Origin of the sequence: Bacillus sp. FSL L8-0193 (assembly GCF_037976065.1) — a bacterium.
Lineage (GTDB): Bacteria > Bacillota > Bacilli > Bacillales > Bacillaceae > Bacillus > Bacillus paralicheniformis.
The window spans coordinates 353302-379663 of sequence record NZ_CP150261.1 but is presented as its reverse complement, the minus strand read 5'-3'; the positions used below and the strand labels follow the sequence as shown (position 1 = coordinate 379663).

The 26362-nt window shown below is 46.4% G+C and carries 26 protein-coding genes; 8 read left to right on the top strand and 18 right to left on the bottom strand.

Features of this window, described 5'->3' with window-relative positions; all coding sequences use genetic code 11:
- The first annotated feature begins 247 nt into the window (after nucleotides 1-247).
- A complete protein-coding gene (locus MHH76_RS02025) occupies nucleotides 248-1453 on the top strand; it encodes a nitrate/nitrite transporter (RefSeq protein ID WP_020450072.1) in 1206 nt (401 codons plus the stop codon).
- Nucleotides 1454-1541: 88 nt separating this feature from the next.
- Here the strand turns inward: MHH76_RS02025 and MHH76_RS02020 are convergent, their stop codons facing one another.
- From MHH76_RS02020 to MHH76_RS01975, 10 genes are all read right to left on the bottom strand, one after another.
- The gene (locus MHH76_RS02020; RefSeq protein WP_025810794.1) at nucleotides 1542-1742 is read right to left on the bottom strand and encodes a hypothetical protein; all 201 of its coding nucleotides are present in this window, start codon (nucleotides 1740-1742) and stop codon (nucleotides 1542-1544) included.
- Nucleotides 1743-1776: 34 nt separating this feature from the next.
- A complete protein-coding gene (locus MHH76_RS02015) occupies nucleotides 1777-2478 on the bottom strand; it encodes a cytochrome c biogenesis protein CcdA (protein WP_026580495.1) in 702 nt (233 codons plus the stop codon).
- A 151-nt stretch (nucleotides 2479-2629) separates the two neighbouring features.
- Complete coding sequence (locus tag MHH76_RS02010; RefSeq protein ID WP_020450069.1) at nucleotides 2630-3724, bottom strand: toxic anion resistance protein; 1095 nt, start codon at nucleotides 3722-3724, stop codon at nucleotides 2630-2632.
- A 16-nt stretch (nucleotides 3725-3740) separates the two neighbouring features.
- Complete coding sequence (locus tag MHH76_RS02005) at nucleotides 3741-5345, bottom strand: YceG family protein (RefSeq protein WP_043054041.1); 1605 nt, start codon at nucleotides 5343-5345, stop codon at nucleotides 3741-3743.
- Between the two features lie 5 nt (nucleotides 5346-5350).
- Nucleotides 5351-5572: a helix-turn-helix domain-containing protein gene (locus MHH76_RS02000; RefSeq protein WP_003178729.1), complete on the bottom strand. Its 222-nt coding sequence runs from the start codon at nucleotides 5570-5572 to the stop codon at nucleotides 5351-5353.
- 150 nt (nucleotides 5573-5722) lie between these two features.
- Nucleotides 5723-6904, bottom strand: coding sequence for an HpcH/HpaI aldolase/citrate lyase family protein (locus MHH76_RS01995; protein WP_043054040.1), 1182 nt, complete (start codon nucleotides 6902-6904; stop codon nucleotides 5723-5725).
- 92 nt (nucleotides 6905-6996) lie between these two features.
- Nucleotides 6997-7770, bottom strand: a complete 774-nt coding sequence (locus MHH76_RS01990; RefSeq protein ID WP_020450066.1) for a TerC family protein — start codon at nucleotides 7768-7770, stop codon at nucleotides 6997-6999.
- A 65-nt stretch (nucleotides 7771-7835) separates the two neighbouring features.
- Entirely contained in the window at nucleotides 7836-8414 is a 579-nt protein-coding gene (locus tag MHH76_RS01985) for a TerD family protein (protein ID WP_020450065.1), read from the bottom strand.
- A 79-nt stretch (nucleotides 8415-8493) separates the two neighbouring features.
- Nucleotides 8494-9075 (bottom strand): TerD family protein, encoded by a 582-nt coding sequence (locus tag MHH76_RS01980; RefSeq protein ID WP_020450064.1) that lies wholly within the window; start codon nucleotides 9073-9075, stop codon nucleotides 8494-8496.
- 27 nt (nucleotides 9076-9102) lie between these two features.
- On the bottom strand, nucleotides 9103-9705 hold the full coding sequence (locus MHH76_RS01975) for a TerD family protein (protein ID WP_020450063.1): 603 nt from the start codon (nucleotides 9703-9705) through the stop codon (nucleotides 9103-9105).
- 315 nt (nucleotides 9706-10020) lie between these two features.
- Between MHH76_RS01975 and MHH76_RS01970 the strand changes: the two genes are divergently transcribed.
- A complete protein-coding gene (locus MHH76_RS01970; protein ID WP_025810795.1) occupies nucleotides 10021-10584 on the top strand; it encodes a PadR family transcriptional regulator in 564 nt (187 codons plus the stop codon).
- Complete coding sequence (locus tag MHH76_RS01965) at nucleotides 10577-11065, top strand: DUF4188 domain-containing protein (protein WP_023857802.1); 489 nt, start codon at nucleotides 10577-10579, stop codon at nucleotides 11063-11065. Before MHH76_RS01970 ends, MHH76_RS01965 begins: the two co-directional genes overlap by 8 nt.
- A gap of 44 nt (nucleotides 11066-11109) precedes the next feature.
- Here MHH76_RS01965 and MHH76_RS01960 read toward each other — a convergent pair whose 3' ends face one another.
- Both MHH76_RS01960 and MHH76_RS01955 read right to left on the bottom strand, forming a co-directional pair.
- On the bottom strand, nucleotides 11110-13005 hold the full coding sequence (locus tag MHH76_RS01960; RefSeq protein ID WP_026580492.1) for a DUF2207 domain-containing protein: 1896 nt from the start codon (nucleotides 13003-13005) through the stop codon (nucleotides 11110-11112).
- A 113-nt stretch (nucleotides 13006-13118) separates the two neighbouring features.
- Nucleotides 13119-13706 (bottom strand): TetR/AcrR family transcriptional regulator, encoded by a 588-nt coding sequence (locus tag MHH76_RS01955; RefSeq protein ID WP_023857800.1) that lies wholly within the window; start codon nucleotides 13704-13706, stop codon nucleotides 13119-13121.
- Nucleotides 13707-13854: 148 nt separating this feature from the next.
- On the opposite strand from MHH76_RS01955, the gene MHH76_RS01950 reads away from it, so the two are divergent.
- Together MHH76_RS01950 and MHH76_RS01945 are read left to right on the top strand one after the other, a co-directional pair.
- On the top strand, nucleotides 13855-14742 hold the full coding sequence (locus tag MHH76_RS01950; protein ID WP_023857799.1) for an ABC transporter ATP-binding protein: 888 nt from the start codon (nucleotides 13855-13857) through the stop codon (nucleotides 14740-14742).
- On the top strand, nucleotides 14739-15551 hold the full coding sequence (locus MHH76_RS01945; RefSeq protein ID WP_023857798.1) for an ABC transporter permease subunit: 813 nt from the start codon (nucleotides 14739-14741) through the stop codon (nucleotides 15549-15551). Before MHH76_RS01950 ends, MHH76_RS01945 begins: the two co-directional genes overlap by 4 nt.
- 51 nt (nucleotides 15552-15602) lie before the next feature.
- Here the strand turns inward: MHH76_RS01945 and MHH76_RS01940 are convergent, their stop codons facing one another.
- Entirely contained in the window at nucleotides 15603-16949 is a 1347-nt protein-coding gene (locus tag MHH76_RS01940) for a C40 family peptidase (RefSeq protein WP_043054039.1), read from the bottom strand.
- Between the two features lie 297 nt (nucleotides 16950-17246).
- Between MHH76_RS01940 and MHH76_RS01935 the strand changes: the two genes are divergently transcribed.
- Entirely contained in the window at nucleotides 17247-18239 is a 993-nt protein-coding gene (locus tag MHH76_RS01935; RefSeq protein ID WP_230631817.1) for an LLM class flavin-dependent oxidoreductase, read from the top strand.
- A 46-nt stretch (nucleotides 18240-18285) separates the two neighbouring features.
- Here MHH76_RS01935 and MHH76_RS01930 read toward each other — a convergent pair whose 3' ends face one another.
- Nucleotides 18286-18714: a cell wall hydrolase gene (locus tag MHH76_RS01930; RefSeq protein WP_023857795.1), complete on the bottom strand. Its 429-nt coding sequence runs from the start codon at nucleotides 18712-18714 to the stop codon at nucleotides 18286-18288.
- Between the two features lie 154 nt (nucleotides 18715-18868).
- On the opposite strand from MHH76_RS01930, the gene MHH76_RS01925 reads away from it, so the two are divergent.
- Nucleotides 18869-19720 carry a sulfurtransferase gene (locus tag MHH76_RS01925; RefSeq protein WP_033155084.1) on the top strand — a complete coding sequence of 284 codons (852 nt, stop codon included), beginning with the start codon at nucleotides 18869-18871 and terminating at the stop codon, nucleotides 19718-19720.
- Between the two features lie 53 nt (nucleotides 19721-19773).
- On the opposite strand, the gene MHH76_RS01920 is transcribed toward MHH76_RS01925, so the two are convergent.
- From MHH76_RS01920 to MHH76_RS01910, 3 genes are all read right to left on the bottom strand, one after another.
- Nucleotides 19774-21171, bottom strand: coding sequence for a YcdB/YcdC domain-containing protein (locus MHH76_RS01920; protein ID WP_025810798.1), 1398 nt, complete (start codon nucleotides 21169-21171; stop codon nucleotides 19774-19776).
- Between the two features lie 86 nt (nucleotides 21172-21257).
- Complete coding sequence (locus MHH76_RS01915; protein ID WP_043054038.1) at nucleotides 21258-22088, bottom strand: DUF1835 domain-containing protein; 831 nt, start codon at nucleotides 22086-22088, stop codon at nucleotides 21258-21260.
- A 157-nt stretch (nucleotides 22089-22245) separates the two neighbouring features.
- Complete coding sequence (locus MHH76_RS01910) at nucleotides 22246-23019, bottom strand: glucose 1-dehydrogenase (protein WP_039073164.1); 774 nt, start codon at nucleotides 23017-23019, stop codon at nucleotides 22246-22248.
- Nucleotides 23020-23190: 171 nt separating this feature from the next.
- On the opposite strand from MHH76_RS01910, the gene MHH76_RS01905 reads away from it, so the two are divergent.
- The gene (locus MHH76_RS01905) at nucleotides 23191-24141 is read left to right on the top strand and encodes a serine protease (protein ID WP_023857791.1); all 951 of its coding nucleotides are present in this window, start codon (nucleotides 23191-23193) and stop codon (nucleotides 24139-24141) included.
- A gap of 59 nt (nucleotides 24142-24200) precedes the next feature.
- On the opposite strand, the gene MHH76_RS01900 is transcribed toward MHH76_RS01905, so the two are convergent.
- Nucleotides 24201-26282 (bottom strand): glycosyl hydrolase family 18 protein, encoded by a 2082-nt coding sequence (locus MHH76_RS01900; protein ID WP_035337317.1) that lies wholly within the window; start codon nucleotides 26280-26282, stop codon nucleotides 24201-24203.
- Nucleotides 26283-26362 lie beyond the last annotated feature (80 nt).

Below are 26362 nucleotides of genomic sequence, written 5' to 3'. Positions count from 1 at the left end.
GTGCTGCAAAAGACTGCTTTATCTGCAAGTGCATCAGGCCCATTCCAATCTAAGTTTCCCCTTTTCAACAGTCATAACACCTCAAATCTTCAGCAACATTCAATCATCGCCGGGTATAATGCCGTCCAAATTAACATTTTAAATATTCAATCTTTTAGTTTGTTAGTAAAGCTGACAAAAATACTGCCAACCCTATTCTATTTTGTCATGATAAATTCTAGAATCTATCGGATGGGGAGTGTTGCAATTGAAATTGGCGGATTTGAGGAAGAGCGGACACGCGCCTTCCTTGTTGTCATCTTTTTTATATTTCGATGTCAGCTTTATGATTTGGGTGTTGCTGGGGGCGCTTGGTGTTTATATTACGGCTGATTTTGATTTATCTCCATCACAGGTCGGATTGATTGTCGCCATACCTACTTTGGCCGGATCGTTTTTCCGGATTGTGCTCGGCATTTTAACCGACCGTTTCGGACCGAAAAAAACGGCTATTGGCGGAATGCTGGTGACGATGATTCCGCTGATATGGGGGTGGCAGTTCGGTTCATCGGTCGCCGAGCTGTATATCATCGGAATTTTACTCGGTGTGGCAGGCGCAAGCTTTTCCGCATCCCTGCCAATGGCGAGCCGCTGGTATCCGCCGCACTTGCAAGGCCTTGCCATGGGGATCGCCGGAGCGGGAAACAGCGGAACACTGCTCGCTACACTATTCGGCCCTCGCCTGGCGGAGCAAGTGGGCTGGAACGGCGTCATGGGATTGGCGCTGATTCCTCTGATACTCGTGTTATTCAGCTATTTCCTTATGGCAAAAGAACCTCCGAATCAGCCGGCGCCTAAACCGCTCAAAGACTATTTTGCTGTTTTCAAAGAAAGGGACACTTGGTATTTTTGCCTTCTCTACAGCGTAACATTCGGAGGTTTTGTCGGCTTGTCCAACTTTTTAAGCTACTTTTTTGCATCCCAATATGCCGTTCCGGCGGTAAGGGCCGGCGAATTTGTCACGCTCGTCGTTGCATCGGGAAGCTGCCTCCGCCCTGTCGGCGGGTTGATTGCCGATAAAATCGGCGGCGTGCGTCTGCTGCAATTCCTCTTTATCGGGGTGGCTCTGTGCATGTTCTCAGTCAGTATGCTCCCGTCTCTTGGCGTTGTCACAGCCGCATTATTTATCGGCATGGGCTGCCTCGGGATGGGGAACGGCGCGATATTCCAGCTTGTACCGCAGCGATTTCAGCAAGAGATCGGGATGGTGACGGGAGTCGTGGGCGCTGCGGGGGGAATCGGCGGATTCTTCCTCCCGAATATTCTCGGAACGCTGAAGCAAATCACGGGTACGTATTCAAGCGGATTCCTCACCTTTACCGTTATCGCATTTTTGGCACTCGGACTGCTTTTGCTTGCTCAGACCGGATGGAAAAAACAGTGGAAAACCGAGGAGAAATCAATTCGAATATAAAGGGAGCCGCTCGATTCTTTTCGAGCGGTTTTCTATTCCTGCCAGGACCGTGACGATTGGATGCTCGTGTGAATAGAAGCAGCGTATATCACCCTGATCCTCCCGATTGTTGAAATGAAGATTCAAGCACTTTTTTCGCGAATTCCAGCATCCCGCTATCGAGCGGGTAAAGCCCGTTTGGCTCTTCAGATTTGCGAACCTTCCAAAATCGATTGGCTAAATCCTCATGTCCCTTAAATGAGTGATCAAACAAGCACATGATATCCTCCGCGATTTTGCTGTTTTTCACAATCTTACTCACATAATGCGGCGCGGGAAGCTTTTCAAAAGAGATTCGTCAAATTCGAATACCAGATATTCATCCATATCATGTTGTCCGTATAAAGCAGGATGCCGATGACGATCATCAGCGCGCCGCCGATTTTCATGAGCATATTCGAATATTTCATAAGCGGCCTGATGTTTCCGATAAAAAACGCCATGAGCAAAAAAGGAATGGCAAAACCTAGAGAATATGCGGTGATCATCATGAATGCGCTCCCAAAATCAGGGTTCTGAAAATTTGCATATGCGATCGTTCCGAATATAGGCCCGATGCACGGCGTCCAGCCCGCCGCAAAAACCATTCCGACAAGCATTGAATTCAACAAGCCTATTTTCCCTCTTCTAAACGAAAGGCGCCGCTCCTTCATCATGAAAGCCGGCCGGAAAACGCCGAGGAGGAACAGGCCCATGACGACGACAAATATTCCGCCCAGCATGCGGATCAAGTTATGGTATTGCAAAAACAGCAGGCCAAACGAGCTGGCGGAGAAACCCAATATGTAAAAAATTACAGAAAAGCCGACCAAAAAAGCAGCCGCGTGAATCATCACCGATTGTTTGATGCGCTTTGCATCTCGGTCTTTCAAATCGCTGACCGAAATCCCGGTGATGTAGGAAATAAATGATGGATACAAAGGCAGGCAGCACGGAGAAATAAACGACAGGAAACCGCCGCCGAATGCCAGCCATAAAGCGGCCATATACTTCCATCCCCTTCATGTTTATATATTTTTTACCATGTGATTCTCTTTCTCTAGCATAACATAAAAAACCGCCTATCATGACGGTGATTTTTTGTATATTTGAAGCCGTCGCCAGATCATCCGGCGGACGGCTTCTTCACTATCCTTTTTAACCGTTTAAAGCGGCTTTTTTCATATTGTCCTGAAGTTCCAATATGCGTTTTGCCCCTTCTTCGCGCAGGCGTTTGTTCTCATCTTCAATCTGCTTCGTCTCCTGCATGCCTTTGACAATCGTATTCCAAGACTGTTCGATCGTTTCAATATCGATGCTCGGCCTTCCGGACATTCTCGCGATTTCAACGGACTGGCTCGAAATATTTTCCGCGTTTCGCTTCAGCATTTCGTTGGTGCGGCGGTCGAGTTCGCTCATTGAATCGGCGACAAGCTTTTGGCGCTTGGCGGTCACCGCCTGGATGATGCCATTTTTGAAAATCGGAATCGTAATGATGAATGCCGAGTTGATTTTTCCGATCAGCTTTGTGTTTCCGCGCTGGAGCAGACGGATTTGCGGCGCGGTTTGAATCGCAACCATCCGCGCCATATCGAGGTCATACACCCGTTCTTCCAGCGCTTGAATACCATTTCGAAGCGTATCAAGCTCCATCTGTGCCATTTGGTTACCGCTGGCCGCTTTCGCTTCATATTCAGGGATGAGCTGCTGCAATTCTTCTATTTTCATCTGGCCGGCTACGACGTATTTCTCCAGCTCCACATAGTAATTGAGGTTGCTTTCATACATTTCATCAAGCGTCACGGTCGATTTTGTCATTTCATCTTTATATTTCGAAATTTCGACGTTGATTTTTTCGATTTCACCGCCGAGCGTTTGATATTTTTTAAATATTTTCTCGATCATGCTGTTGCCGCGCTTAAATAACTTGGAAAGCAGGCCTTTCTGTTCTTCAAAGTCATTCTTGTCAAAGCGGTCCATGATTTTACCGAGCTGCGTCAACATCGCACCTGAATCTGTCACACTGTTTGTTCTCATCATAGAGAGAATACGGTCTGAGAACTTGGATATTTCAAGAGCGGGCTCTTTTCCGAATTCTAAGAGCTCCACTTGGTTTTTTACGTCAATTTGCCGTGTCAGAGCTTGCACATCGGGCTCCCGGCGGAGTTTGGCACGGATGTCTTCCGCTTTTTCAATCGTGATCTCTTCCTCTTTGCTGATATTGACGATGCTTGTTTCATTTGGATTTGCCATCAGAGTGGCTCCCTCCTTAAAAGATTTTATTGATGAACTTCCGGACGATTGACGGCTCTTTAAATTCCTGGTTGAAGGACATGTCATCAAGCCAATGGATATCGAAATGCTGTCCATCGATATAGCGGTCAATACACTTATAGCCCGGCGGATTATAGATGATGATATCGATGCCGATTTCATTTAACAAAAGCAAGGCGGCCGCGTCTGAACGGGTGAGTGTTCCCGTCTGTTCAGTGTGGTACAAGATCAGCTTCGGCACTGTCTGTGAATAGTCAAATGTCTGAATCATATTCAAAAGCGCTGCCGGAAGCTGTACCGCCTGGGTAAACAAATACAGCTGCACATCGGCTGATTTTTCATTGTTCAAGGCCAGCATCTTCGGGCTTTTGCACAGCCTGGAAACCGCTTGGGCAATGCCGCGCTGAACTCCCTCAGGCAAATGCTTGTAGCGCCATATATTGCTCTCCATTAATCGGCCCGGATCGATCGCCCCCGTTTGATCAAGCGCATGGCTGTAATGGAATTGATAATTGGACGTCTCTTCCTTTGTAAACGGGAAGCGTCGGATCGTATGCGACTCCTTATACTCCGTCAGCGTCTGCAGACGGTCCCAGTACTCTTTTTCATTGCCGGAGACGCCCATGACCATCGCGAATAAGTTCGGAATGTTGACCGTTGATTGAGACGCTTGAAAATCGGGTCTGATAAAGGCGCGTTCCTTCGCAATTAAAAACAGTTCATCATATGTGGTCTTCAAAGTCACGGAGACCGGGGTATGCTCCCTGAACTGCCAAGGTTTGTACATGAGCGAATCCTCATTGTGCAGAACAGTATCCAGCTCCTTCGCGGAACGGTACGCCACCGTTGATTTTCGCTGAGGCTTTTCAGTCGGGAACGGCTCTAATGCAGACGTGCCCGGGTATGTGAAAACAAAAGAAAGCTTTTGCTCAGGATCAAGCTGCCGAAATTCGTCTTTTCCCTCCGGATGGAACAGCAGCACATCACATCCGACAAGCATCAAATAGTATAAAAAATACCGTTGGCTCTTTGTGGTGTCCCCATACCAAACCACTTTCGGCATCGCATTTTCGCAGTCGGCTTCTTTCAGCCACTTCTCCAAATGATTGCCCATCCATTTGACAAGGTCGAGGAGGACCCGGCGAAACTCCGGATCGTTCAATCCTTTTTCATGAAAGGACTGAAACATCTGCAGCACTTCGATAAGCGCCTTCCTTAAATGGCGGTGCATCGCGGCGTCAGGGTGCTTAGGAATGAGCTGCTCCCCGTCGAGAAAAGCGGCAAACCGATTGACGGAAAGCCCTTTTTCTCTCTGATTGACCATATGGATGCGCTGTATGGCCTGAAACCTTTCCGGAGAAATGGTCTTATCAAGCGTCTCGCTTAACACATGCACATCACCGGACTCATACAGCTCATGGAGATATATGTAGTAATCCGTTTCATCGTGCGGCGTTCCGAGAATCCGTCCCGCCAGACGGCTTATCATCAGATGTCCGTTTTTTTCATACGGGGTTCTCTCCGGCAGCGGCTTCTTGATGATCTGCTTCCATTCATCATCATTGACCAGGGCGTTTTGAATATTAATCTCTTGATTCATAGCGCTCAGCCGTCTCCCCTTTCTTCTGAGTCAGTGTCACTTTTCCGTCCAAATACGGCACACATGCCCGCTCTTGTTACGGCATAGGTTGTCCCGAACTTTCGGATTGTTCCTGCAGGAAAATCATGCGCTCTCTTTCGGAGCGTAGACGAATCAATCCCCCACTCTTCACAAGCCTGCTGGGAACTGAGAATCTCGCTGCTCGTGAGATCGACTATTTTCATCATGGCTGTTCATCCTAAACATTCATTTGTTTTCTCCTGAGAATATTCACAATATATGATTGCCGTCTACGGCTCTTATTTTTGAGACCGGAGAGATGGTGCGGCATTTATACAGCAAAGGCACTTTGCCCATTTCTCAACACCCGGCCCGGCCTAACTTCCGAACGATCCAAGATTTGAAAGCGGTTTGGACGCTCTAAGTATGTCTGTATAGCTGCGGTTTTCATGATATACACCGTAGATTTCAGCCTTTAATAATATTTTTTTGGCCCAGCTGAGGTACGGCTTGATTTCGATCATTTTATTTGAAAAAGAGCTTTTCACAACGCCTCGGGTGCCGTCGGCACTTTCGACGATGCTCAGGGCATCCAGATAATCTTCCATTGAGATAACGTGCAGGCTTTGGACCGCTTTTATTTGTGACGGATGAATCACGCTCTTGCCGTGAATGCCGTTGGCCAGATCAAGAAGCGTTTCATTGATCAATCCGTCTATATACCGATTGACCACAAGCGAAGATTCCCCCGCATCAGCCCAATTCGGCCCAAAAGTCTTAACTGTTCGCGAAGCATCTTCAAAGTACTCCCAGACAGGCCCCGAAATCACAAATTGCAAGCCGAAATAATTGACGATATCTTTGATGAAATCAGAGATGACCAAAACGTCATAAATCGGCGTTTCCGGTTTTCTTCTTATCCCATACAGACCGCACAAATCAGTCGCGCCAATCCTAATATTCAGAACGATATCTTGATAAAAGCCCAGCGTTGATTTTAATTCTTGAAGCGCCTTTGCCCTCGTTTCCATTGCCAGCAGGTCGGGTGTCTCAAAGATCGGCATTCCGTACAGCACAATGCCGGATTCTTGCGACAATTTCGTTAAAGTATCAAGATAGTGCTCCGCATTCAGCATCGAAAACTTCGGAAATACGAATCCGGTAAACAAGTGAAGCGCGCGGCCGAGCTTGTTGCCCAATTCGAGCATTTGCTCAGGTTCCCGCACCCGGATAAACATCAGCGGCAGCACATCGCCGCTGATGTTCTGCAGTTTTTGCGCCTGGTAAATCATGTCGGCCTGACTGACAAGATTGTTTTCAGCCTGGAGAACCTCACAATCGCCGATCGAATCTTCAAGGCAAAAAACGACCGAGCACAGCTCAGGATACTTGTTATTGATCATGACATCTGCTATATCTTTTCGGTTCCCCGGAACATAAAGCGCAGCTCCAAGCGCATGCTCCAGAATGTGCTTCGGAGAGTCTTTAGTAACCGAACCCGGCAGTTTGAAAAAGACATCTTCTTTTTGAGAGGCGGATAAAAAATCAAAGTATTGCATATGGGTCACCTTCTTTGAATAAGAATCATACACCCCTTTGATGTAAAAAGGGGCGGAGCAGATATACTCCCCCCTTTATGTTTTGCAGTTTGTTATTCTTCCTTTGACGCCGCCGTTTGCTCTTTCACAGCTTTTTGCTTGTTCATATAGTGAATGATGAATGTCACGGCAAAAGCGATAATCAGAATGATAAAGAAGACGCTGTGCGGCATTTCAATATGCCATACACTCGCAGCCATTTTCAGTGCGATGATCCCGATTAAAACAAAGGCCGTTGCTTCAAGTTCAGGCACTTTGTCAATCAGCGTCAGGAAGAATTTCGCAACGGTTCTCATCATTAAGATGCCGAGCATGCCGCCGATCAGAAGCACCCATACCTTTTCAGATACGGCAAATGCCGCCAGGATGCTGTCCACCGAAAATGCGAGGTCCATGAGTTCTACCGAAATGACAGTCGCCCAGAAGACCCCGAAAACGCGTACCATCCAGCTGTCTTTTTTGATGGCGTTTGATTCATCATCGCCCTCACCGATGAAGAAGTGCTTGATGACGAGCCATGCCAGATATGCGGCTCCGAGCAGTTTGATCCACCAGAATTTAATCAGGATCATACCAAGTCCAATGAATAGAAACCTAAAGAAGTAGGCTCCGATTAAACCGTACGTCAACGCTTTTTTGCGCTGTTTTTCCGGTAGGTGCTTTACCATGACGGCGAGAACGAGAGCGTTATCCGCCGATAAAAGCCCTTCCAGCACGACCAGCGAGCCGATCAGCCCCCAGGAAACGGGGTCCGTTAATACTTCCACCCACATTTCCCAATCGAAAAATGAGGCGTAAACTGACATAATATGATGAAATAAATCCACTTTGGTTACCTCCTAATGATGAAAAAGCAAGACTGAACCACGCAAACGTGATTCAGCCGGCAAAACTAGACTTGCAGGCCGTAGTTGCGGCAAAGCGATGCCAATCCGCCGGAAAATCCGCTGCCGATCGCATTGAATTTCCAATCGGCTCCGTGACGGTACAATTCGCAAACAACAACCGCTGTCTCAATCGAAAAATCCTCTCCCAAGTCAAAGCGAAGCAGCTCCTCATTTGTTGATTCATCAACGAGCCGGACAAACGCATTTGAGACTTGTCCAAAGTTTTGGCTGCGGCTTTCCGCCTCGTGAATCGTCACCGTGATGCCGATCTTTTCAACATGGTCGGGTATTTTTGAGAAATCGACGATGATTTGCTCGTCATCGCCTTCACCTTCTCCTGTCCGGTTGTCACCCGTATGAATCACGGCGCCGCTCGGATGCTCGAGGTTGTTGTAAAAGACGAAGTCGCGTTCATTGATGCAACGATCGTTCTGATCGACAAGAAAAGCCGACGCATCCAAATCAAAATCGGCGCCGCCAGTATATTTGTTTGTATCCCAGCCTAAACCGATCAGCGCTTTCGTCAAACCGGGGTTCGTTTTCGTTAAATCGATCCTTTGCCCTTTAGATAATTGAATCGCCATCGATAGGACCTCCTTTAAGAAATGTCAGGAACCGGACAAACGGACGCCAGGGCGGCGACTGCTGTCCGGATCGTCAAAATCAGCCGACCTGCAGGCCGAAATCGGTGGCGATCCTCGCCAGTCCGCCTTGATAGCCTGAGCCGATCGCTGAGAATTTCCATTCTTCTCCGTGACGGTACAGCTCTCCCGTGATCAGCGCTGTTTCAATCGAGAAATCTTCACCCAGATCATAGCGGATTAACTCTTCATTCGAGTCTTCATTGATCACGCGAACATAAGCATTTGACACCTGTCCAAAGTTTTGGCGGCGCGCTTCCGCTTCATGAATCGTAATCACAAAAGAAATCTTTTGAATGTCGGCAGGCACTGCATTCAAATTGATTTTTACCTGCTCATCGTCTCCTTCGCCTTCACCTGTTCGATTATCGCCTGTATGTATGACAGCTCCGCCTGCGCCTTCGGTCTGATTATAGAAAATAAAGTCCTTTTCAGAAGCGCATTTGCCTTCTGCATTGAGCAGAAACACGCTCGCATCCAGGTCAAAATCAGCGCCGCCGTCATATTGATTGACGTCCCAGCCAAGGCCCACGACGACTTTCGACAATCCGGGATTTGTTTTTGTTAAATCGATCTTTTGTCCTTTCGCTAATGAAATTGCCATGTTATCTCCCCATTTCTTTTATGAATGTCAGGCGTAGCGTTTGACGATTTCCGTAATGCTCGTATCGTTTGTGCCTTCTCCGACAGCGGTGAATTTCCACTCGGCGCCGTCACGGTAAATCTCGCCCGCGATCAGGCTTGTCCGTCCAGAATAATCGTCCCGCAGATTGTATTTGACCATCTCCACGCGATCGTTCATATTGACGATGCGTATGAAGGCATTTTCAATCATTCCGAAATGCTGGCTTCGTTTCACGCAATCGTATATATTCACGACAAAGACAAGCTTATGAATATGCGAAGGAACTTTTTGCAAATCTACGATGATTTGTTCATCATCTCCGCTGCCTTCCCCTGTCAGATTATCTCCGGTATGTTCGATGCTGCCGCATCTGCTCTTCAAGTTTCCAAAATAAATGACGTTCTTGTTCTCTGTGACTCTTCCGTTTTCCAGCATCAGCACGGATGCGTCACAGTCAATATTCGGGGCTCCTCCTCCAAACAGCTTTCCAAAAAAACCGCCGCTTCCGGATGCTACCGGGTCCCAGCCGAGACCGACCAAAATCTTCGAAAGCCCCGCTTTCCCTTTTGTTAAATCAATCCGCTGACCTTTCTCTAAAGAAATAGCCAAACTGTTCACTCCTCCGTTGAATCATGACTTTCAAGATCACAGTGCTGGATGAGAATAAGAGTTTGATAGATCCAATTATCACGCCAGCGTGATTCATATCTTCACAACTACAAGACCAATGAATCATTATTTAACCTGCTTAACTATATATACGGAAAGATTCAGGGGAAAGTTTCGCGGTTTTTCAATATTTTTTTATCATCTTTTCATCCTGGCCAAAAGAGAGACGACAATAGTAGCGATTGCACGAAGTCATCGTGTTTGGTATAGTATATCTAAAAGATATATATCAAAAAGATACATAAGGCGGTATGTATGACAAAAAGAAATCACACGACTTACGCTCTCCTTGGATTGATTACGGCCGGCTACCAGACGGGTTACGAAATGAAACGAATGATCGACCAAAGTTTGAATCATTTTTGGAAAATCAGCTACGGCCAAATTTATCCCGCGCTGCGCCAATTAACAGAAGCAGGCTGGGTCGCTGCATCTCCGACGCTCTCGGACAAAAAGCCGGACAGAAAAGAGTACCTGATTACCGATGAAGGTCAAAAAGCGCTGCATAGCTGGCTTGAAGAACCGATCAATGGCATCGCCTCAGAAAAAAACGAATTTTTGCTGAAGCTGTTTTTCAGCAAGGAAGAAGAGCGGGAGAAAACCGCTTTGAAAGTCAAGGAGTACCAACGAAAGCTTGAAGAACGGCTTGAGGCATATCAAGCAATCGAGCAGTCAATTCTTTCATGCAGCTCCCATTCAAAGGACAGAGAGTACTGGCTTTTCACTTTGGATTATGGAAAACGCACCACCTCGGCCGGAATTGAATGGTGTGAAGCCACAATCAACCGGCTGAATGGAAAGGAAGGGACCAATGGGTAAAACGATCATCAACAAGCCTTTTACTGCCGCCCCTGAAGATGAAGTCGTTGTATTTGTGATCGGGATGAGAATAAACAAGTGGCATGCTGTTCATAAATGGTGGCCGGTTTTTACCGCCATGGCCCCTATGATAAAAGAGCTTCATCAAAACAAAGACCTCGGCTTTCTGGCAACGGAATCATCCATCAATTTCAGGACGATTTTTCTCATTCAATATTGGCGTTCTTTCGAAGATTTGACAGCATATGCAAAGGCTGATAAACATATGGCGGCTTGGCGCCGTTTTTATCAGAAAACTGCCGCATCAGGAGCCGTTGGCATCTATCATGAAACGTATACTGTTCCAAAAGGGCGCTATGAGGCTTTTTACCATAACATGCCGTTGTTCGGCTTGGCAAAAGCATACGGACATCAACCTGTCACCAGCAGAATCAAAACCGCTGAGCAGCGAATGCGGGGATCAGATATAGCGGGAAAATAAGCAGAAAGGAGCCTTATCGGTTACCCGATAGGCCCCTTTTCTGCTTAAAAAGCTCCTGCCCCGTCGCCTCCGCCCGCTCCGGGACCGCCCGCATCATATGCCCCGGCGTGCTCCTGCGAAGACGGCAGCTGCCAGCTGTAAAACGGATAATGCAAACAGCCTGCTGCGGCCATACCCAGGACAGGGGAAGCGTAATCAAGCCTGCTTGCTGATTGATTAAACCATCCTGCAGATTCATCCTCAACTTCAAGCACAATTGCATAGATCATCGTCTTTTCGTTTTGAGACAGGCTTCTCCCTGAAAACAAATCTTCTTTTCTCAGATGGTTTCTCCAAGAAAGAATCGATCTTCGGCAGATGGAAGCGTACCTGCTCTCTTTTACGGCCGGAATGAAGGCAATCAATAAGATAGACAGCCCGACGCATATGCCGTAATACAAAATGGTATGGATGCTGTCGATAAACACAGATGCTAAAAACAAGCCGGCCAAAAACAAAATCGTATACAGCTTTGATTTTGCAAGAACAATGCCCGCCGACAGTGCAAAGCCAAATATGACGCAAGCCGCCATGAATCCGGCCTGATGCACCACGTCTGCATACAGGATAAAGAGCAGGAGTCCGGTATGGACCGAAAGCAGTGAAAGCGACAGCATTCTCAGCCAGCGGTTTTCTTGAAACAGCTCCTTGAATTCAGGCGCTTGTCTGACACTTTCCGTCCATTTTTGAACCACGTTTTGAAGAATGATCCTCTTTCGTTCATATTTGCCCAGCTGTTCCTTATGCTTGCATTCTTCCTCAGTCGGCCCGCTGAGGGAATCCAGCCTGAACATATAGGTATCGCTGCCCGTTTGCTCAAAAAGTTTTTCAATTAAGAGCTGATCAGGCTTTGGCAAATCCGCCTTGCTCCCGGAAAATTCGAATTGGTATGTGTCATCAGGCGCCTCAGGATCGTCAAGAAACCTTTCTTCCGCCTGTACCTTCCGCATAGTGACCAATCCCCGTTGATAAAGCGAAAGCATGCCGGCCAGGAGATCACGGTCTGTGAAACGGCCTTTTTTGTAAAGAAAAGCGACAAGTACAGGATCTAAGGACTCGAGTTCTGCAAACGAAAGCATGGCACGGCGTCTCTTCTTCAAAAACGAAAGCATGACAGCCATGATGACCATGAACCCGACAATCCCCGAAAATATCCAAATCATCCTGTCTGCGCCGGCAATCCGTTCATCCCGATCGGCGTAGCGTTTCGCCTCGTCTTTCTCCTCCTTCAGCAGCTCATCCTTTGTCTGATAAGAAGGGTGCCGGACCGCCTCTTTCAAGGCGCTCTGCGGAAAATATATCCTCAGTTCCGAGCCCGTGCCTGCGCGATAGAGTCCTGTCTCGTAGATGACTGATGAATCGTTCACCTTCGTAATCTTTCCGTTTCCTTTTTCACGCAAAAACGCATGAATATCACGTGCCTTTACCGAATCAGGCAGATGCACTTCAATCTTTACCCGGCCGAAATCCGTATTTGCCTTTTGGTAAAATGAATGAATCAAAATCGACGTGTCTTCAAACTTTTGGGCGGCATCTTCGATCACATAGCGAAACATCACTTTTTTTGTTTCATCCTTTGATGCCGAATAAGCATAATAAGTCCCGTCTTCTTTCTTTGTCTTCAACGGGATGGCTTGATCGCCTTTTTTTTGATGATTGGGAAGCAGATAGGCTTTAAAATTCTTCAAGCGGCTCGCGGTTTCTTCGCTGAACGATCTTGTCGCCCCTTCGAAAGAGCCTTTAAAATCGTATGTGTAAACTTCCTCTACGCTTAAATTACCGTTTTCTTTTACTGTCGCGCGTATATCAGCCCGCTCGATCGAAAAGGATTTGCCTGCTTCAGAAAAGCCTGTGACGAGAAAAAAGGCAATGAACATAAAAAAGAAAAAGGAGTGCTTCATCGTTTAGTAAATCCTTTCGTTTTTTGTATCTGCCTTATATACGGAAAAGCAAGGAAATTGTTTCAGCGGTTCACAGAAATGACAGAGATGACAATTTTATTATAAAAGCACATCTACGGTCTGCCGCACAAGCCATAAAAGAAAATATGCATCATTTCCTCTGTAAACTGTCTGTTTTTTTCAAAGGCTTCACCCAAAGTTTTTGAATGTTCAATGATCATATTCATAAATATGAGAAAGCTTTCCGCGGTGATCTTGGGAGAGATTTCGCCTGACCGATGACCTTTTTCAATCATTTGGAGCATAAGGGGAATGATTTTTTCATCGTATTGCCGCTTTACATAATCCATTATTTCACTGTCTTCGATCATCACCTCTTTGACGACCGTTAGAGCAAATTTTTGATTATTGGCTTCCCTTTTCTGCAAAATCATCAATTCGATCTTTTCTTTAACGGAAATATCTTTGTTCATATATTCTTCAAAATCGCTGATGGACTGATCGATATAGTCTTTGAAAACCTCTTTCAGGAGCGCTTCTTTGCTTCCAAAGTAATTATAGATCGTCACCTGCGAAACATTTGCCGCTTTTGCGATATCGGTTATCCGGATGCGCTTTGGCTCCCATGTTTTGAGCATATCCAAAGCCGTCTTTTTGATTTTCTCTTTAATCAGCAAAGCCCTTTTTTCAAATCCGTTCATATAACCATCCTTACGTATCTTTCTTAATGAAATTATAACATAAAAATATTTCACTAATTCCGTTGACAAAAAAGTTCATAAGAACGTAAAATTAGTTTTGTAATTATTAATCACTATTATTTCATAATTTTCATTTTGGAGGTGTCACATGCTGACAGTTGAACGTCTTACGAAAAAGTTTTCCAATGGCAAAGGTATATTTGATGTTTCATTTCATGTTCAAAAAGGTGAAGTGTTTGGATTTTTAGGTCCAAACGGAGCTGGAAAATCAACAACCATTCGACATATCATGGGGTTTATGAAGCCTGATCAAGGCGATATCAAAGTAAACGGAATGAACGTCCGGAATCATCAAGGCGACATTCAGCGGCATATCGGCTATCTTCCCGGAGAGATTGCATTTATCGAAGGAATGACGGGAAAACAATTTCTCGATTTCATGGCAAACATGCATGGTTTAAAAGATACAGCTAAGCGCAATGAACTCATCGAACGGCTCCAATTCGATGTTCATACGCCGATCAGAAAAATGTCGAAAGGAATGAAGCAAAAAGTCGGGATTGTCGCTGCCTTTATGCACAGCCCTGAAGTCATCATTCTTGATGAACCGACATCAGGCCTCGATCCGCTGATGCAAAAAGTGTTTATTGAAATCGTGCTCGAAGAAAAAGCGAGAGGAACGACGTTTTTAATGTCTTCCCACAGCTTTCCTGAAATCGAACGAACCTGTGACAGAGCCGCCATTATAAAAGACGGCATCATCATTGCCGTCAAAGATATCCATGAACTGCAGTCGATGCAGCGAAAGGTATTCGAAGTTACATTTGAAAACAAGGGCGACATTCCCGCCTTCATGAATTCGGGTCTGCAAATCGAATCCCGGACGGACAATCGTGTCAAAGTGGCCGTTTTAGGGAACCATGATCAATTTATTAAAGAAACCGCCAAATATCACATTCGGCACATTGATTCTTCTTCACAAAGCCTGGAAGAGATTTTCATGAACTACTATGACAGAAAGGGGACAGTGAAATGAACTTCTCCCTGTACAAACAAATGATGAGAACAAACATGAAAGGAATCATAAGCTACGGGGCAGGCTCCGCTTTCTATATTCTTTTGATACTGGGCATTTATCCAAGCATCGCGGGCAATGCGGAGGATATTGAGAAAATGATCAAATCGATGCCGGAAGGCTTTCTCAATGCTTTTGGGTTTGAAAACGGACTGGGGAATCTTGAAGATTTTATGTCTGGAGAGTATTACGGTTTAATCTTTATCGTGATTTTGTCGATCTTCTCTGTCATGCTGTCGACTAAGCTTTTGGCAAAGCTCGTGGATCAAGGGTCAATGGCCTATATTCTGTCTGCGCCGACAACGCGCGGCAAAGTGGCTTTCACCCAAGCAGCCGTTTTAACGACAGGTCTTTTGATCATTATGGCCGTGACGACAGCGGCCGGGCTGGCGGGCTACCATTTGATGCTGGGCGGTGATTACGATTTTAATGTGTCAAGGTTTCTCGTTCTGAACTTGCTCGGCTTTCTGCTCTTCTTTGCCGTCGGCGGCATCTCGTTCCTCTTTTCGGCCATTTCAAATGACGAAAAAAGAGCCCTCGGACTTTCCGGAGGCATCACGTTTTTATTCTTCAGCTTCGACTTGCTCGGCAAACTAAGCGAAAAGACGGAATGGATGAGGAGCCTATCGGTTTTCTCTTTATTCAGACCTGGCGATATTGTAAACGGGAGCGCCGATATCGCTCAAGTGTCTCTTGTTCTTGCCGCGGTCGGTTTTGCCGCCTTCGCACTCAGCATTCTCATCTTTAAAAAGCGCGACTTGCCGCTGTAATATAAAAACGCCGCTCCCGATCAGGAACGGCGTTTGTTTCTGTATGATATTTTATTCAACGACCCGTCTGACAACTCCGCTGAAGGCTTTCTTCCAATACGGGTTGCTCATAGAATCGACGGATACCCCGCGTGAGCTGTTATCGTTCAAGAATGTGCCATTGCCAAGATAAATACCCACGTGGCCGTTCGTTTTGTATGTGTCAAAGAAGACCAAGTCTCCACGCTTCATTTCAGACGCGCTCACAGCTCGTCCTTTGCCGACAAGCGTGCTTGTTGTCGCACCGAATCCAAGCTCTACGCCTGCTGATGCATAAGCCCAGCGTACGAATGATGAGCAGTCGAAACGACGGTTGTCGATATCAGCTTGAGAACGTCCGCCTCCCCATACGTACGGAGATCTGCCGACGATGCTTGAACCTGTGCTGATGGCAGCTTCAATTGCGTTTCCATTGCTGCTGACAACAGAACCGGAAGAGTAGTTTCTTGACGGGCTGCTGCTTTTCTTGCTGCTTGAAGAACCGCTGTTGGACGATCCGTTGGATTTGCTGACTGAACCTGAGGTTGATCCTGAGTCTGACTTTTCAGCCGTAGCAGATTCTTCTTTCGCTTTTGCTGCTGCAGCCGCTGCAGCTCTTTCTTCTTTAAGTTTTTGTTCAAGAGCGGCTTCTTCTTTTGTCAGTGAGCCCGCTTCTTTTTTCAGATCGCTCAGCTCTGATTCTGCTGCCGCCTGTTTCGTTTGCAGCTGCTTAGAAAGGTTCGCCTGTTCTTTCAGCTGTTTATCAAGATCCGATTTAAGCGTTTTTAAATCGGCTAAAGTTTTTTGGATTTCATCCAGTTTTGTATTTAAGTCAGACATTGCTTTTTCAAGCTTGTTTTTATCTTTTTCCTGCTCGTCAAGCAGGTCTTTATCCGCGTCAACAATTGTTGAAACAGCCGTTGCACGAGTGATAAAATCTCCGAAGCTTTGTGCGCCCAGAAGGACATTCAGATAGTTTTGGGATCCGCCGTTTTCCTGCAGGCTGCGCACGCGATTTTTAATCACTTTTGAACGCTCTTCAATCCGCTTTTCAGTTTCTTTGATTTCTTTTTTCAGAGCTTCCACTTCTTTTTTGGTTTTTTTGTTTTCTTTTTCTTTGTCTTCGATTTTGTTGCTTGTTTCAAGTGCTTTTTTATCAAGCTCTTGGATTTTGGCTTCAAGCTTTTTCTGCTCGTCTTGCAGCTTGGCGATTTCTTTCCGTTTGCCCTCGATGCCTGAATTCACTTCAGAACGCTTTTGCTGAATTTCTTGTTTTTGCTGAGAGGTTTCTGCCGATGCCGTGTTGTTCATAAAGGGGGTAAATAGACTAGCTGTTCCGAGAATCGACGCTAAACCAAAAGTATAAACCTTTTTTTTCACTTTCTACTCCTCTTTCCTTTATGTATTCTTGTTTTTTCATTATGTAAATTCGCTTGAACATTATTAAAAAATGAATCTTATGACCTATGATTAATATATCCGTTACCGATGTACAGACGTTATTATACCATCTATTTTCGACAATAGGCGTCAATTTATATTACATTTATATTTCGTTTTTGTTTCAGCAGTGTCATGTTTTGACTCATCTTGTTTTAACTCTCGTATTCTCTTCGATTTGACCCTTCCTGCTGTTTTTCATATGCTTGTCTTACTGAAAAGGAAGGCCGGTGACAAATGATGCAGCTCAGTGTTCTTGACCAGGTTCCAATATCAAAAGGCTCAGATGCGTATTCAGCCTTGAAGCATTCTGCAGAGCTGGCAGAGCTCGCGGATCAATGGGGGTACAAAAGGTATTGGTTTGCCGAGCATCACAGCACACGCGGACTTGCCAGTACCGCTCCCGAAATCATGATCGCACACATTGCGGCAAAAACTGCAAATATTCGCGTCGGTTCGGGCGGTGTTCTGCTTCCTCAATACAGTCCCTTTAAAGTGGCTGAAAGCTTTCGGCAGCTTGAAGCCCTTTATCCCGGGAGGATTGACCTGGGGATCGGCCGCTCTCCGGGAGGCACAGCCAAAACGAGGCTGGCGCTGACAGACGGGGTTCATAAAAGCCTGGACGAATTCCCGAGACAGCTTCAAGACTTGTTGGGCTTTTTGACTGATTCCGTCCCTTCCGGACACGATTATTTCGGAATCAAAGCGGCCCCTTTGACAGATTCGCCGCCGGAGGTGTGGCTTTTAGGGCTTGGAGAAAACAGCGCGAAATTGGCCGGTGACATGGGAGCGGGATACGTATTCGGACATTTCATCAATTCCGCAAGAGGGAGGAACGCCTTTCAATTATATCGGGAAAGCTTTCGGCCTTCTCCTTTCTTTAAGCGCCCCCAATCTTTAGCCGCCGTTTTCGTCGTTTGTGCGGAATCCGATGAAAAAGCTGAGGAGCTTTGCTTGAGCCAGGATTTATGGCTTCTAAGAGTTGAAAAAGGATTGGACAGTCTTGTCCCAAGCATTGAGGAGGCAAAATCTGCCACTTACACCGCTGCCGATAAAAAAAAGCTTGCCCACAACCGCAGCCGTATGGTGATCGGGTCTCCTCGAACGGTCAAAAGAAAACTGCTCGAGCTCTCTGACCGGTATCAAACAGATGAGTTTATGGTTTTGACGAACGTTTACCGGTTTGAAGATAAGAAGCAGTCTTACGAAAGACTTGCAGAGTTATTTTGACCAAAAAACATCCCTTTTCAAAATCCGTTGAAAAGGGATGTTTTTATTAAAACGTATTATAGACATTCTCACACTCTTCCGCTGTCGGCTCATAAAAACAATGCGCTTTAAAGCGGCCGACATGCGGCTGATTATACCACTGTGCGGGACACGCCCCTGCCGGTCTGAAATACCACAAACTGAACTTTGCCGGCCAGAGCCGCTCTCCGTTGATCGCCCTGCGCGCCAAGCGCCTTTCGCTTTCCCGTGCCCTTTGATAGAAATAACCGTGCGTCACGGCTTCAAACGCATGCGGCTGATGGATCATCTGCGGAATGGTGCGAAGTCCCACAAAGTCGGAACAGTTTGCCCTGATGCGGTTGATTCCGACATTTCCGACCATCAGCATTCCTTGCACGCCTTCGCCTTCAGCCTCCGCTCTCAAAAGTCTGGCCAAAAGATTGATATCTTTAGAAGAAGCCTTAACTACTGCCATATTAGTCACCCCCATGATGTCGTCACCTTTATCATATTCTGTTTCATTTAGGTGATGACGATTTCGGGATTTATCTTTGACATTCCCCTTGAAAGAAAGCTATTCTTCTATTATCAGAACCCGAGAAAAAACAAAGGGGAGCGGAGGGATCGGATTGTCAGTATTGAAAAGCCCTGAATGGGTATACAAACGATTAAGGGAAAATCCGGACCAAACGGTTATTGTCGATGTGAGGTTTCATTTGACAAAACCGGACGAAGGCCGGAAAACGTATACGAAAAGCCATGTGCCGAGAGCCGTTTACATTGATTTAAAAGAGGATCTGTCGCGTAATGCGGAAGTGCACGGCGGCAGACATCCGCTTCAAGACCCTGACCGTCTGGCCGCAAAGCTTGGGAAAATCGGCATTGACCGGGAAACAGATGTCATTGTTTATGATGACAGCGGCGGCATGTTTGCAGCGCGCTTTTGGTGGCAGCTTCACTACCTCGGGCATGACAGCGTCTATATTATGGATGGGGGTCTGTCCAACTGGATCAAATCGGGCTATGCGATGACCGCCGAGGTTCCCCGTCCTATCCAGCGCGAGTTTAAGCCGGCGCTCAGAGAAAACGAACTCCTTGATGCCGGAGACGTGCTGAAGCGAATCGGCAGAAAAAGCTCCATCCTGATTGATGCGCGTGATCCTTCTCGATACACAGGGGAAAACGAGCCACTCGATCACCGGGCCGGCCATATTCCCGGAGCCAAAAACTTTTTTTGGAAAGGCAATCTGACCGAAAGCGGATTATGGAAAAGCAAAGAACAACTCAGACAGCACTATGCTGTTTTAGACCCGGACAGTGAAATTGTCGTCTATTGCGGATCGGGCGTATCAGCCTGCCCAAATGTGCTCGGCCTGAAAGAAGCCGGATTTGAAAATGTGAAGCTGTATGCCGGCAGCTGGAGCGATTGGATCAGCTACCCCGACCATCCGATCTCCACTGGGACAGAGGACGACACCTGATCTTACAAGAGACGGCGGCCGGGGGCCTTTGTGCCTTAGCCAGCCGCCGTTTATTACATGTTTTTGCTCATAAACGCCTTTCCGTCATGGGCATCGATAAAGTACGGGTAGACCGGCCGGTAAATAAGCCTGTAGAAGTCATCCTTTTCCCGACTGTAATCCCTTTCCCATTGCAGCTTCACATCAAATGCCGCTGCAAAAACCGCTTTCGCTTCTTCCTCTGAAATAGATGGCGAAGGACTCAGATCGGCCAGCGCTTCCGGCTCGATTTCCGGACCGTTATAACCGACGACCCTGCCGGTTGTCCGACTGATACTGATATTGGCAGAGCCAAGCCTTAACGGCACCTCTTTGTATTGAAGATCAAATTGAAAAAAAGCGTTTTGCCTGTCCCCGTCATTTTCCGCCGGATGCATTCGAAAAAGCTGATCTGCGCCGGGATAAAGCTTGTACAAAAATTGCAGCGCCCGTTTCAAGCAGTCTTCCACGCTCAAGGAAAGGTGTCCTTCTGATTTGATGAAAGAAGCTACCCCTTTGAGCTTCCCTGACTTTTTATCTTTCATGATTTTCAACGTATTTTTGTTCCATGTTTCGAAATAGCCGGCTATACTCCGGTCTCTCGGCTCAGGTTCGTTTCCCAGGCGCCATACCGTTCCAATTGACTCTCCCATATCGGTTTCACGGATTTTCCGCATCGAAGGAGTATAGCCGATCATGTCATCGATATCAGCATGACGGTCAGCCTCAGGCAGCAAAGGGAGCGGCAATGTTTCCTCCTCTTCCTCTTCATCCGCCGCAGGCTTCATATGGCATTTTCCCGTGATATCGGCAGGATAGCTGAAAAACGGCAAGTCTGCTTCGTAAATGAGATGCGGGCGATCATCTCCCCCTTCATAAAGCTCACTGCGGACTTTTTCGACCGCCAATTCGAATTGAATATGTTTAAGATAATCGGCTGTCACCGATTCCTTATCAGCGATCTGCTTTGGAATGGAGAAAGAGCTTGTTCCACCGTTATAGCGAAACTCCATCACCTCTCCGTTCTTGGCGACCTTGACGTAAAAGCCTGTTTGCGGCAGCGGAAGATCAAGGACAGTCTGAACATACGTAAAACGGACGAATTGTTCTGTTTCCTTCTTTTCATGGTAAACAAATTCATGAGACGCACTCGGGTAATGCTGTTCTGTAAACTGAAGGGCGATTTTCAGCAGCCTTTCCTCTGGAAGAGATTCCTCGACCGCCGGTTCATACTCTTTTGTCAAACTGATTAAGCGGCCGTGATGATCTAACTCTACCGATATGTCCTGATCCGGCTCTTCAATATCCTTCCAGACGAAAAAAACCGGCCTCTCTTTTTCGTCCTTTTCTCCGTAATCTTCGATCATGAGCTGATAATGTGAGGGAACCTTACTGATGGACTGCGCTTTTTGTTTTAACTGTTCACGAACCAAATCCTGTCTACCTCTCTTTCATTTTCGTCTCCTTATGTATACGAAATATACCATTAATCGTTTCATGAAAATTGAGATAATTGGATTTAAATGGTGAACTTACATGGCGATTTTAACCTTATGCTAAAATATCTCATTCCTTTTGGTACGCCTTCCATCTCAAAAATGCCTTTGCGGATCAGCTCTAAAATGCGGTACTCGATGAATTCATCTCCGATGTTCTCCTTCAGATGGCCAATGACTTCGCCGATCAGGCGGGGACAGTTGATAAAGGTATTGGTTGAACGGTTTTTTTGAAGCTGTGCGAGCTTGCCGATGATGAACGAATCATAAAAGTCTTCTTTCACGCTTTTAATTCTGCCGTCTTCCCATACTCGCAACACGCTTGTCTGCTGAGACAGCGCTGTCCATTCCTCCGCAAGGCCCCGTCTTTCAGCGGCTGTCAAAGCCGACTGATCCCCTTGTTCATAAATGAATCTCAGTTTTTCATCATTCAATTCACCAGAACTTCGGGTATAGGGAAAGTACTTCGACGTATTCAGATGGAAAACAGCCAGGTTCATTTGCCGAAGGATATGATGTACAAATCTCAGGCCCGTTTGTTCGTGTGCATGATCGCCCGTCCACATAAAGACGGAGGCTTGCTCCTGAATACAGCTTAATGCAGAAACCGCATCTTCAAAACGGCTGTATATCTCTCCAAGCTCGTGAAATCGGTCATTGAGATATGTTTTCAACCATTCATAACGATTGACCCTGCCTTCTTTAATTTCCAGGTTTTGAAGCGGCCCGATGGAAAATAATTCAGGAAGGACGATCAGACTCTTTTCCTGGGTTCCTCCCGACTGTTTGAGCATCATGTTGATACTGCCGCCGGCAGATTCGCCGAAGGCAATGTGAACGACATTGTTTTGCATTATAATCTCCTTGTTAGTTAAGTTGTAATAGCATTAAAGCTATTAAACTCATCTTTTTAACTATTATATACAAAAACAGGATATAAAAGGTGACGCAATAAAAAACCCCCATTCCGCCATTCGAAAAAGGCAGAACGGGAGCTGAAAAATGCACTTGCTATTCCAGCTGTGACGGGTAAAGCGTCATACCGCCGTCAACGAACAAAGTCGCGCCCGTTACATAGGCGGCTTCTTTCGACACAAGCCATGCCGCTGCGGAAGCCACTTGTTCAGGCTCGCCAAATTCGTTCATCGGTATCTTTTTCAGCTGTGCCGACTTGTGGCTTCCCTCCAAGTCTTCATTGCTTTCGGTTGCGATCGTTCCCGGCGCGATCGAATTGACGCGGATTCCTTTGTCCGCATAATCAAGGGCAAGCGTTTCTGTCAAAAGCTTCATTCCGCCTTTTGAAGCGGAGTAATGAACATTTTTCGGCCTCGGAATTTGCTGATGAACGCTTGATATATTGAGTATGCTCCCTTTCATGTGGCGGTCCGCCATATATCTTAAGGCTTCCCGTGCGCCGAGAAACGTACCGGTTAAATTAACGTCGATCACTTTCTGCCATTCACCAAGTTCAAGTTCGTGCGGGAGGGCTTCTGCGCCGTTAAATCCTGAATTATTGACCATGACATCAAGTGAGCCGAAATGTTCAACTGCTGATTTAATCAGCTTTTTTATATCCTCTTCAGAAGACACGTCAGCTTCTACCGCAAGGGCGTTTCCGCCCGCTGCTTGAATATTGTCGACGGCTTCCCGTGCGCCTCCGGGATCGCTGCGATAATTGACAACCACATTCATCTTTTCTTTTCCAAACCGTTCTGCAACCGCCTTGCCTATACCTTTTGAAGAACCGGTCACAATTGCTGTTTTTCCTTTTAAATCACTGTACAACTTAAACCCCCCTCAATTTCTTTTCTTCATGTACATTACCCGGTATCAATATGATCAAACAAAATGTGAATACATGCCTCTAGTATGATCTTTTTTAAACATATGGAAAATTCAGAATTATTTTGTTAATATCTAACTTGAACTTACAACAAAATAAGGAAGTGATACGATTTGGTTAGTAAAAAGAGTGTTAAACGAGGTTTGATCACAGGTCTCATTGGTATTTCTATTTATTCTTTAGGTATCCACCCGGCCCAAGCCGCACCATCGCCTCATTCTCCTGTTTCAAGCGATCCTTCATACAAAGCGGAAACATCGGTTACCTATGATCCAAACATGAAAAGCGATCAATACGGCTCGTATTCAAAGGCATTTACAGGCACCGGCAAAGTGAATGAAACAAAGGAAAAAACGGCAAAAGAGTCCTCCGCCAAAGCTCCTTACAGCATTAAATCGGTGATTGGTTCTGATGATCGGACAAGGGTGACCAACACAAGCGCATATCCGTACAGAGCGATCGTTCATATTTCAAGCAGCATCGGTTCGTGCACCGGATGGATGATCGGTCCGAAAACCGTCGCAACAGCCGGACATTGCATCTATGACACATCAAGCGGTTCATTTGCCGGGACAGCTACTGTTTCGCCGGGACGGAACGGGACAAGCTACCCTTACGGCTCTGTTAAATCGACGCGCTACTTTATTCCGTCAGGATGGAGAAGCGGTAACACCAATTACGATTACGGTGCAATCGAACTAAGCGAACCAATCGGCAATACTGTCGGATACTTCGGATACTCGTACACCACTTCATCACTTGTCGGGACAACTGTTACTATCAGCGGTTATCCAGGCGATAAAACAACAGGCACACAATGGCAGCATTCAGGACCGATTGCCATCTCCGAAACGTATAAATTGCAGTATGCAATGGACACGTACGGAGGCCAGAGCGGTTCACCGGTATTCGAACAAAGCAGTTCAAGAACGAACTGCAGCGGTCCATGCTCGCTTGCCGTCCACACAAATGGAGTATACGGCGGCTCTTCGTACAACAGAGGCACCCGGATTACAAAAGAAGTGTTTGACAATTTGAGCAACTGGAAAAACAGCGCCCAATAACACACGAAGACAGCCCGCTTCCTTTTGGAACGGGCTGTTATATCTAACGGCTGGTACACTTACTTCACATTAAGCCTGTACTTTTTTCCATCTATTGATATCGTGAAATTTGAAGGGCCGCTGATCGGCAAATAATAAACAAGCTGAAACTCCGCCGCCTCACCAGGTTTAATCGTTTTCCAGCTTGATAGAGTCACTCCGATGCGGTGGAAATCTCCCGTCAGTCCGCCAATGTTCGGTCCCGTATGCCCTTTAGCAATCACTTCAACTTGATCGCCGCTCCAGCTTCCAAACCGAGGGGAAGTGGATGTCGGCACATCAAATTCGATAACAGAACCTCCCGTAATCGTGACATCGCTGTTATTGATCAGCTTCATTACCGGGTGGATCGGGTAATTTTGATCTCCTAATGGAAAGTTCGTCAGCTCTATGTCTACATCCAATGATTCATCAGGAAAAGGCGATGTGCTGAGCCGGTTATCGTATGGTGTTGTATCCGAGAATTTGTGATACAGCGTGCTCGTTAAAGTATTGCCAATATCGTATTCTCCTTTATTGCCGTTTCGTTCGGGATACCAGTCATAATCACCGCTCAAATCCCAAAACATGACACCCCCGATTCCTTTATCAACGACATAATCCGCCTTCGTTTTGATCGATTCCTCATCCTCTGTCGATAGAAACACTTTCTTTTCTGGATTCCAAAGCCAAGGCGCTGCCAGCCCCGCGTCATAATGCCTTTGATAAGCGCCTGTCAAATCAGCCTTGCTCAATCCATACCTTTCCAGATAAGAACCGGCAATGCCCTTTTCAAGGTTTTTGGCGTGCCACATCGGGTTTGCCCCTGCTCCAATTTCATTCCCCTGCTCATCTTTATCGTGCCAAATATTATCGATTCCGGTTGCTCCGTCACCGCATTGCCTGAGTCCCTGAGGACAATCTGCGCTTTTGGATGTTCCCCACAGCCCGTTTACTCCGCCGTTCACATTCTTCCAGCCTCTCGTATAATAAGGAACACCGATATTGATTCGCCCCGATTCCATAGCTCCTCTAAAATAATGGTAAGCCCAGTCCGTATTTAAATATCCGATCCCTTCATATTCCGGCGTAGTATATATGTTGGAATGCTTGAGTTCGGCATCTTCGCCGTTATCGAATAAAGAAGCGTTCGGTCCGACAAACTCATTCCAGGCTCCATGAAGATCATAGGACATAATATTGACATAATCGACATATCGAAGCGGCTTAAACGTTTCCATCCCTCTCAGTAAATATGCCGATGATGGCGCTGCAATGGTCAGCATGTAGTACTTTCCATCTTCAGCGGACGCTTGATCAAGCTTTTCTCTTAATATTTTCATCAATGCCTCAAAGCTTTTATTTAACCCGTTGCGCCGCGGATTGGCGATGTTCCAATCTGCAGGATTTCCTGCATCCTGCATTGATGTAGGGTACTCATAATCAATATCGATTCCATCGATCTCGTATTTTCTGAGAAACGCAACGACCGACTCCGCAAAGGTGTGAATACCCTTGTGGTTTACAGATCCGTCTCCATTCGTTGTCATCGAATAAAAGCCGCCGCTTGGAATCCGCTTCCCGTCCCTGTCAACATAACCGCCGGTTTCGGCCCAACCGCCGACAGCCGCCAAAACTTTTACATTCGGGTATTTCTCTTTATATTGATGGATAAGGTTAAAATGCCCCTTATACGGCAAGGTTTGATCCATTTTTACATCGGAATGCTCCGGCCAGGTCATCCCGATGGACGGGTTGTTCTCATCTGTCTCATCTCCGACTGAAATCCGATGATCTTCCCCGATGTGGGCAAACGCATAATTAATGTGGCTCAAGTACTTCCAGGGGATATCATTTACTAAATAACGATCTTGATTGCCTTTTCCAGTACGCCAGCTTGTAAAGTACCCGATGATTCTCCGGTCTAACTGATTGGCAAGCTTTTCACGGCCGTCCCGGTCGTATACATCGCAGTACGGCACATGTTCAACGCCTGAGTCCCAAAGCCCTTCCGGACGGCAGTCCGGTTGTTCATTTGAAGTCTCTGCAGAAATGTGCCGGTTCGGGATAAAAAGCGCAAGGAGCAGCACACAGGATAAAATAGATGAAGCGGCTATCTTCATGTTTATTCAGACTCCTTTGTCCATAAAGAGAGACGTGAGAAGCTTTTTCCCAAATCTCTCTTTATCGTTTTCTATCCATT

What these genes read in the sequence shown, in the direction of transcription:
- MHH76_RS02015 (WP_026580495.1), bottom strand. Translation starts at nt 2,478, where the DNA reads ATGGCCGCTTTATGGCTGGCATTCGGCGGCGGTTTCCTGTCGTTTATT.
- MHH76_RS02010 (WP_020450069.1), bottom strand. Translation starts at nt 3,724, where the DNA reads ATGGCAAATCCAAATGAAACAAGCATCGTCAATATCAGCAAAGAGGAA.
- MHH76_RS02005 (WP_043054041.1), bottom strand. Translation starts at nt 5,345, where the DNA reads ATGAATCAAGAGATTAATATTCAAAACGCCCTGGTCAATGATGATGAA.
- MHH76_RS02000 (WP_003178729.1), bottom strand. Translation starts at nt 5,572, where the DNA reads ATGATGAAAATAGTCGATCTCACGAGCAGCGAGATTCTCAGTTCCCAG.
- MHH76_RS01995 (WP_043054040.1), bottom strand. Translation starts at nt 6,904, where the DNA reads ATGCAATACTTTGATTTTTTATCCGCCTCTCAAAAAGAAGATGTCTTT.
- MHH76_RS01985 (WP_020450065.1), bottom strand. Translation starts at nt 8,414, where the DNA reads ATGGCGATTCAATTATCTAAAGGGCAAAGGATCGATTTAACGAAAACG.
- MHH76_RS01980 (WP_020450064.1), bottom strand. Translation starts at nt 9,075, where the DNA reads ATGGCAATTTCATTAGCGAAAGGACAAAAGATCGATTTAACAAAAACA.
- MHH76_RS01970 (WP_025810795.1), top strand. Translation starts at nt 10,021, where the DNA reads ATGACAAAAAGAAATCACACGACTTACGCTCTCCTTGGATTGATTACG.
- MHH76_RS01965 (WP_023857802.1), top strand. Translation starts at nt 10,577, where the DNA reads ATGGGTAAAACGATCATCAACAAGCCTTTTACTGCCGCCCCTGAAGAT.
- MHH76_RS01960 (WP_026580492.1), bottom strand. Translation starts at nt 13,005, where the DNA reads ATGAAGCACTCCTTTTTCTTTTTTATGTTCATTGCCTTTTTTCTCGTC.
- MHH76_RS01955 (WP_023857800.1), bottom strand. Translation starts at nt 13,706, where the DNA reads ATGAACGGATTTGAAAAAAGGGCTTTGCTGATTAAAGAGAAAATCAAA.
- MHH76_RS01950 (WP_023857799.1), top strand. Translation starts at nt 13,855, where the DNA reads ATGCTGACAGTTGAACGTCTTACGAAAAAGTTTTCCAATGGCAAAGGT.
- MHH76_RS01945 (WP_023857798.1), top strand. Translation starts at nt 14,739, where the DNA reads ATGAACTTCTCCCTGTACAAACAAATGATGAGAACAAACATGAAAGGA.
- MHH76_RS01935 (WP_230631817.1), top strand. Translation starts at nt 17,247, where the DNA reads ATGATGCAGCTCAGTGTTCTTGACCAGGTTCCAATATCAAAAGGCTCA.
- MHH76_RS01930 (WP_023857795.1), bottom strand. Translation starts at nt 18,714, where the DNA reads ATGGCAGTAGTTAAGGCTTCTTCTAAAGATATCAATCTTTTGGCCAGA.
- MHH76_RS01915 (WP_043054038.1), bottom strand. Translation starts at nt 22,088, where the DNA reads ATGCAAAACAATGTCGTTCACATTGCCTTCGGCGAATCTGCCGGCGGC.
- MHH76_RS01900 (WP_035337317.1), bottom strand. Translation starts at nt 26,282, where the DNA reads ATGAAGATAGCCGCTTCATCTATTTTATCCTGTGTGCTGCTCCTTGCG.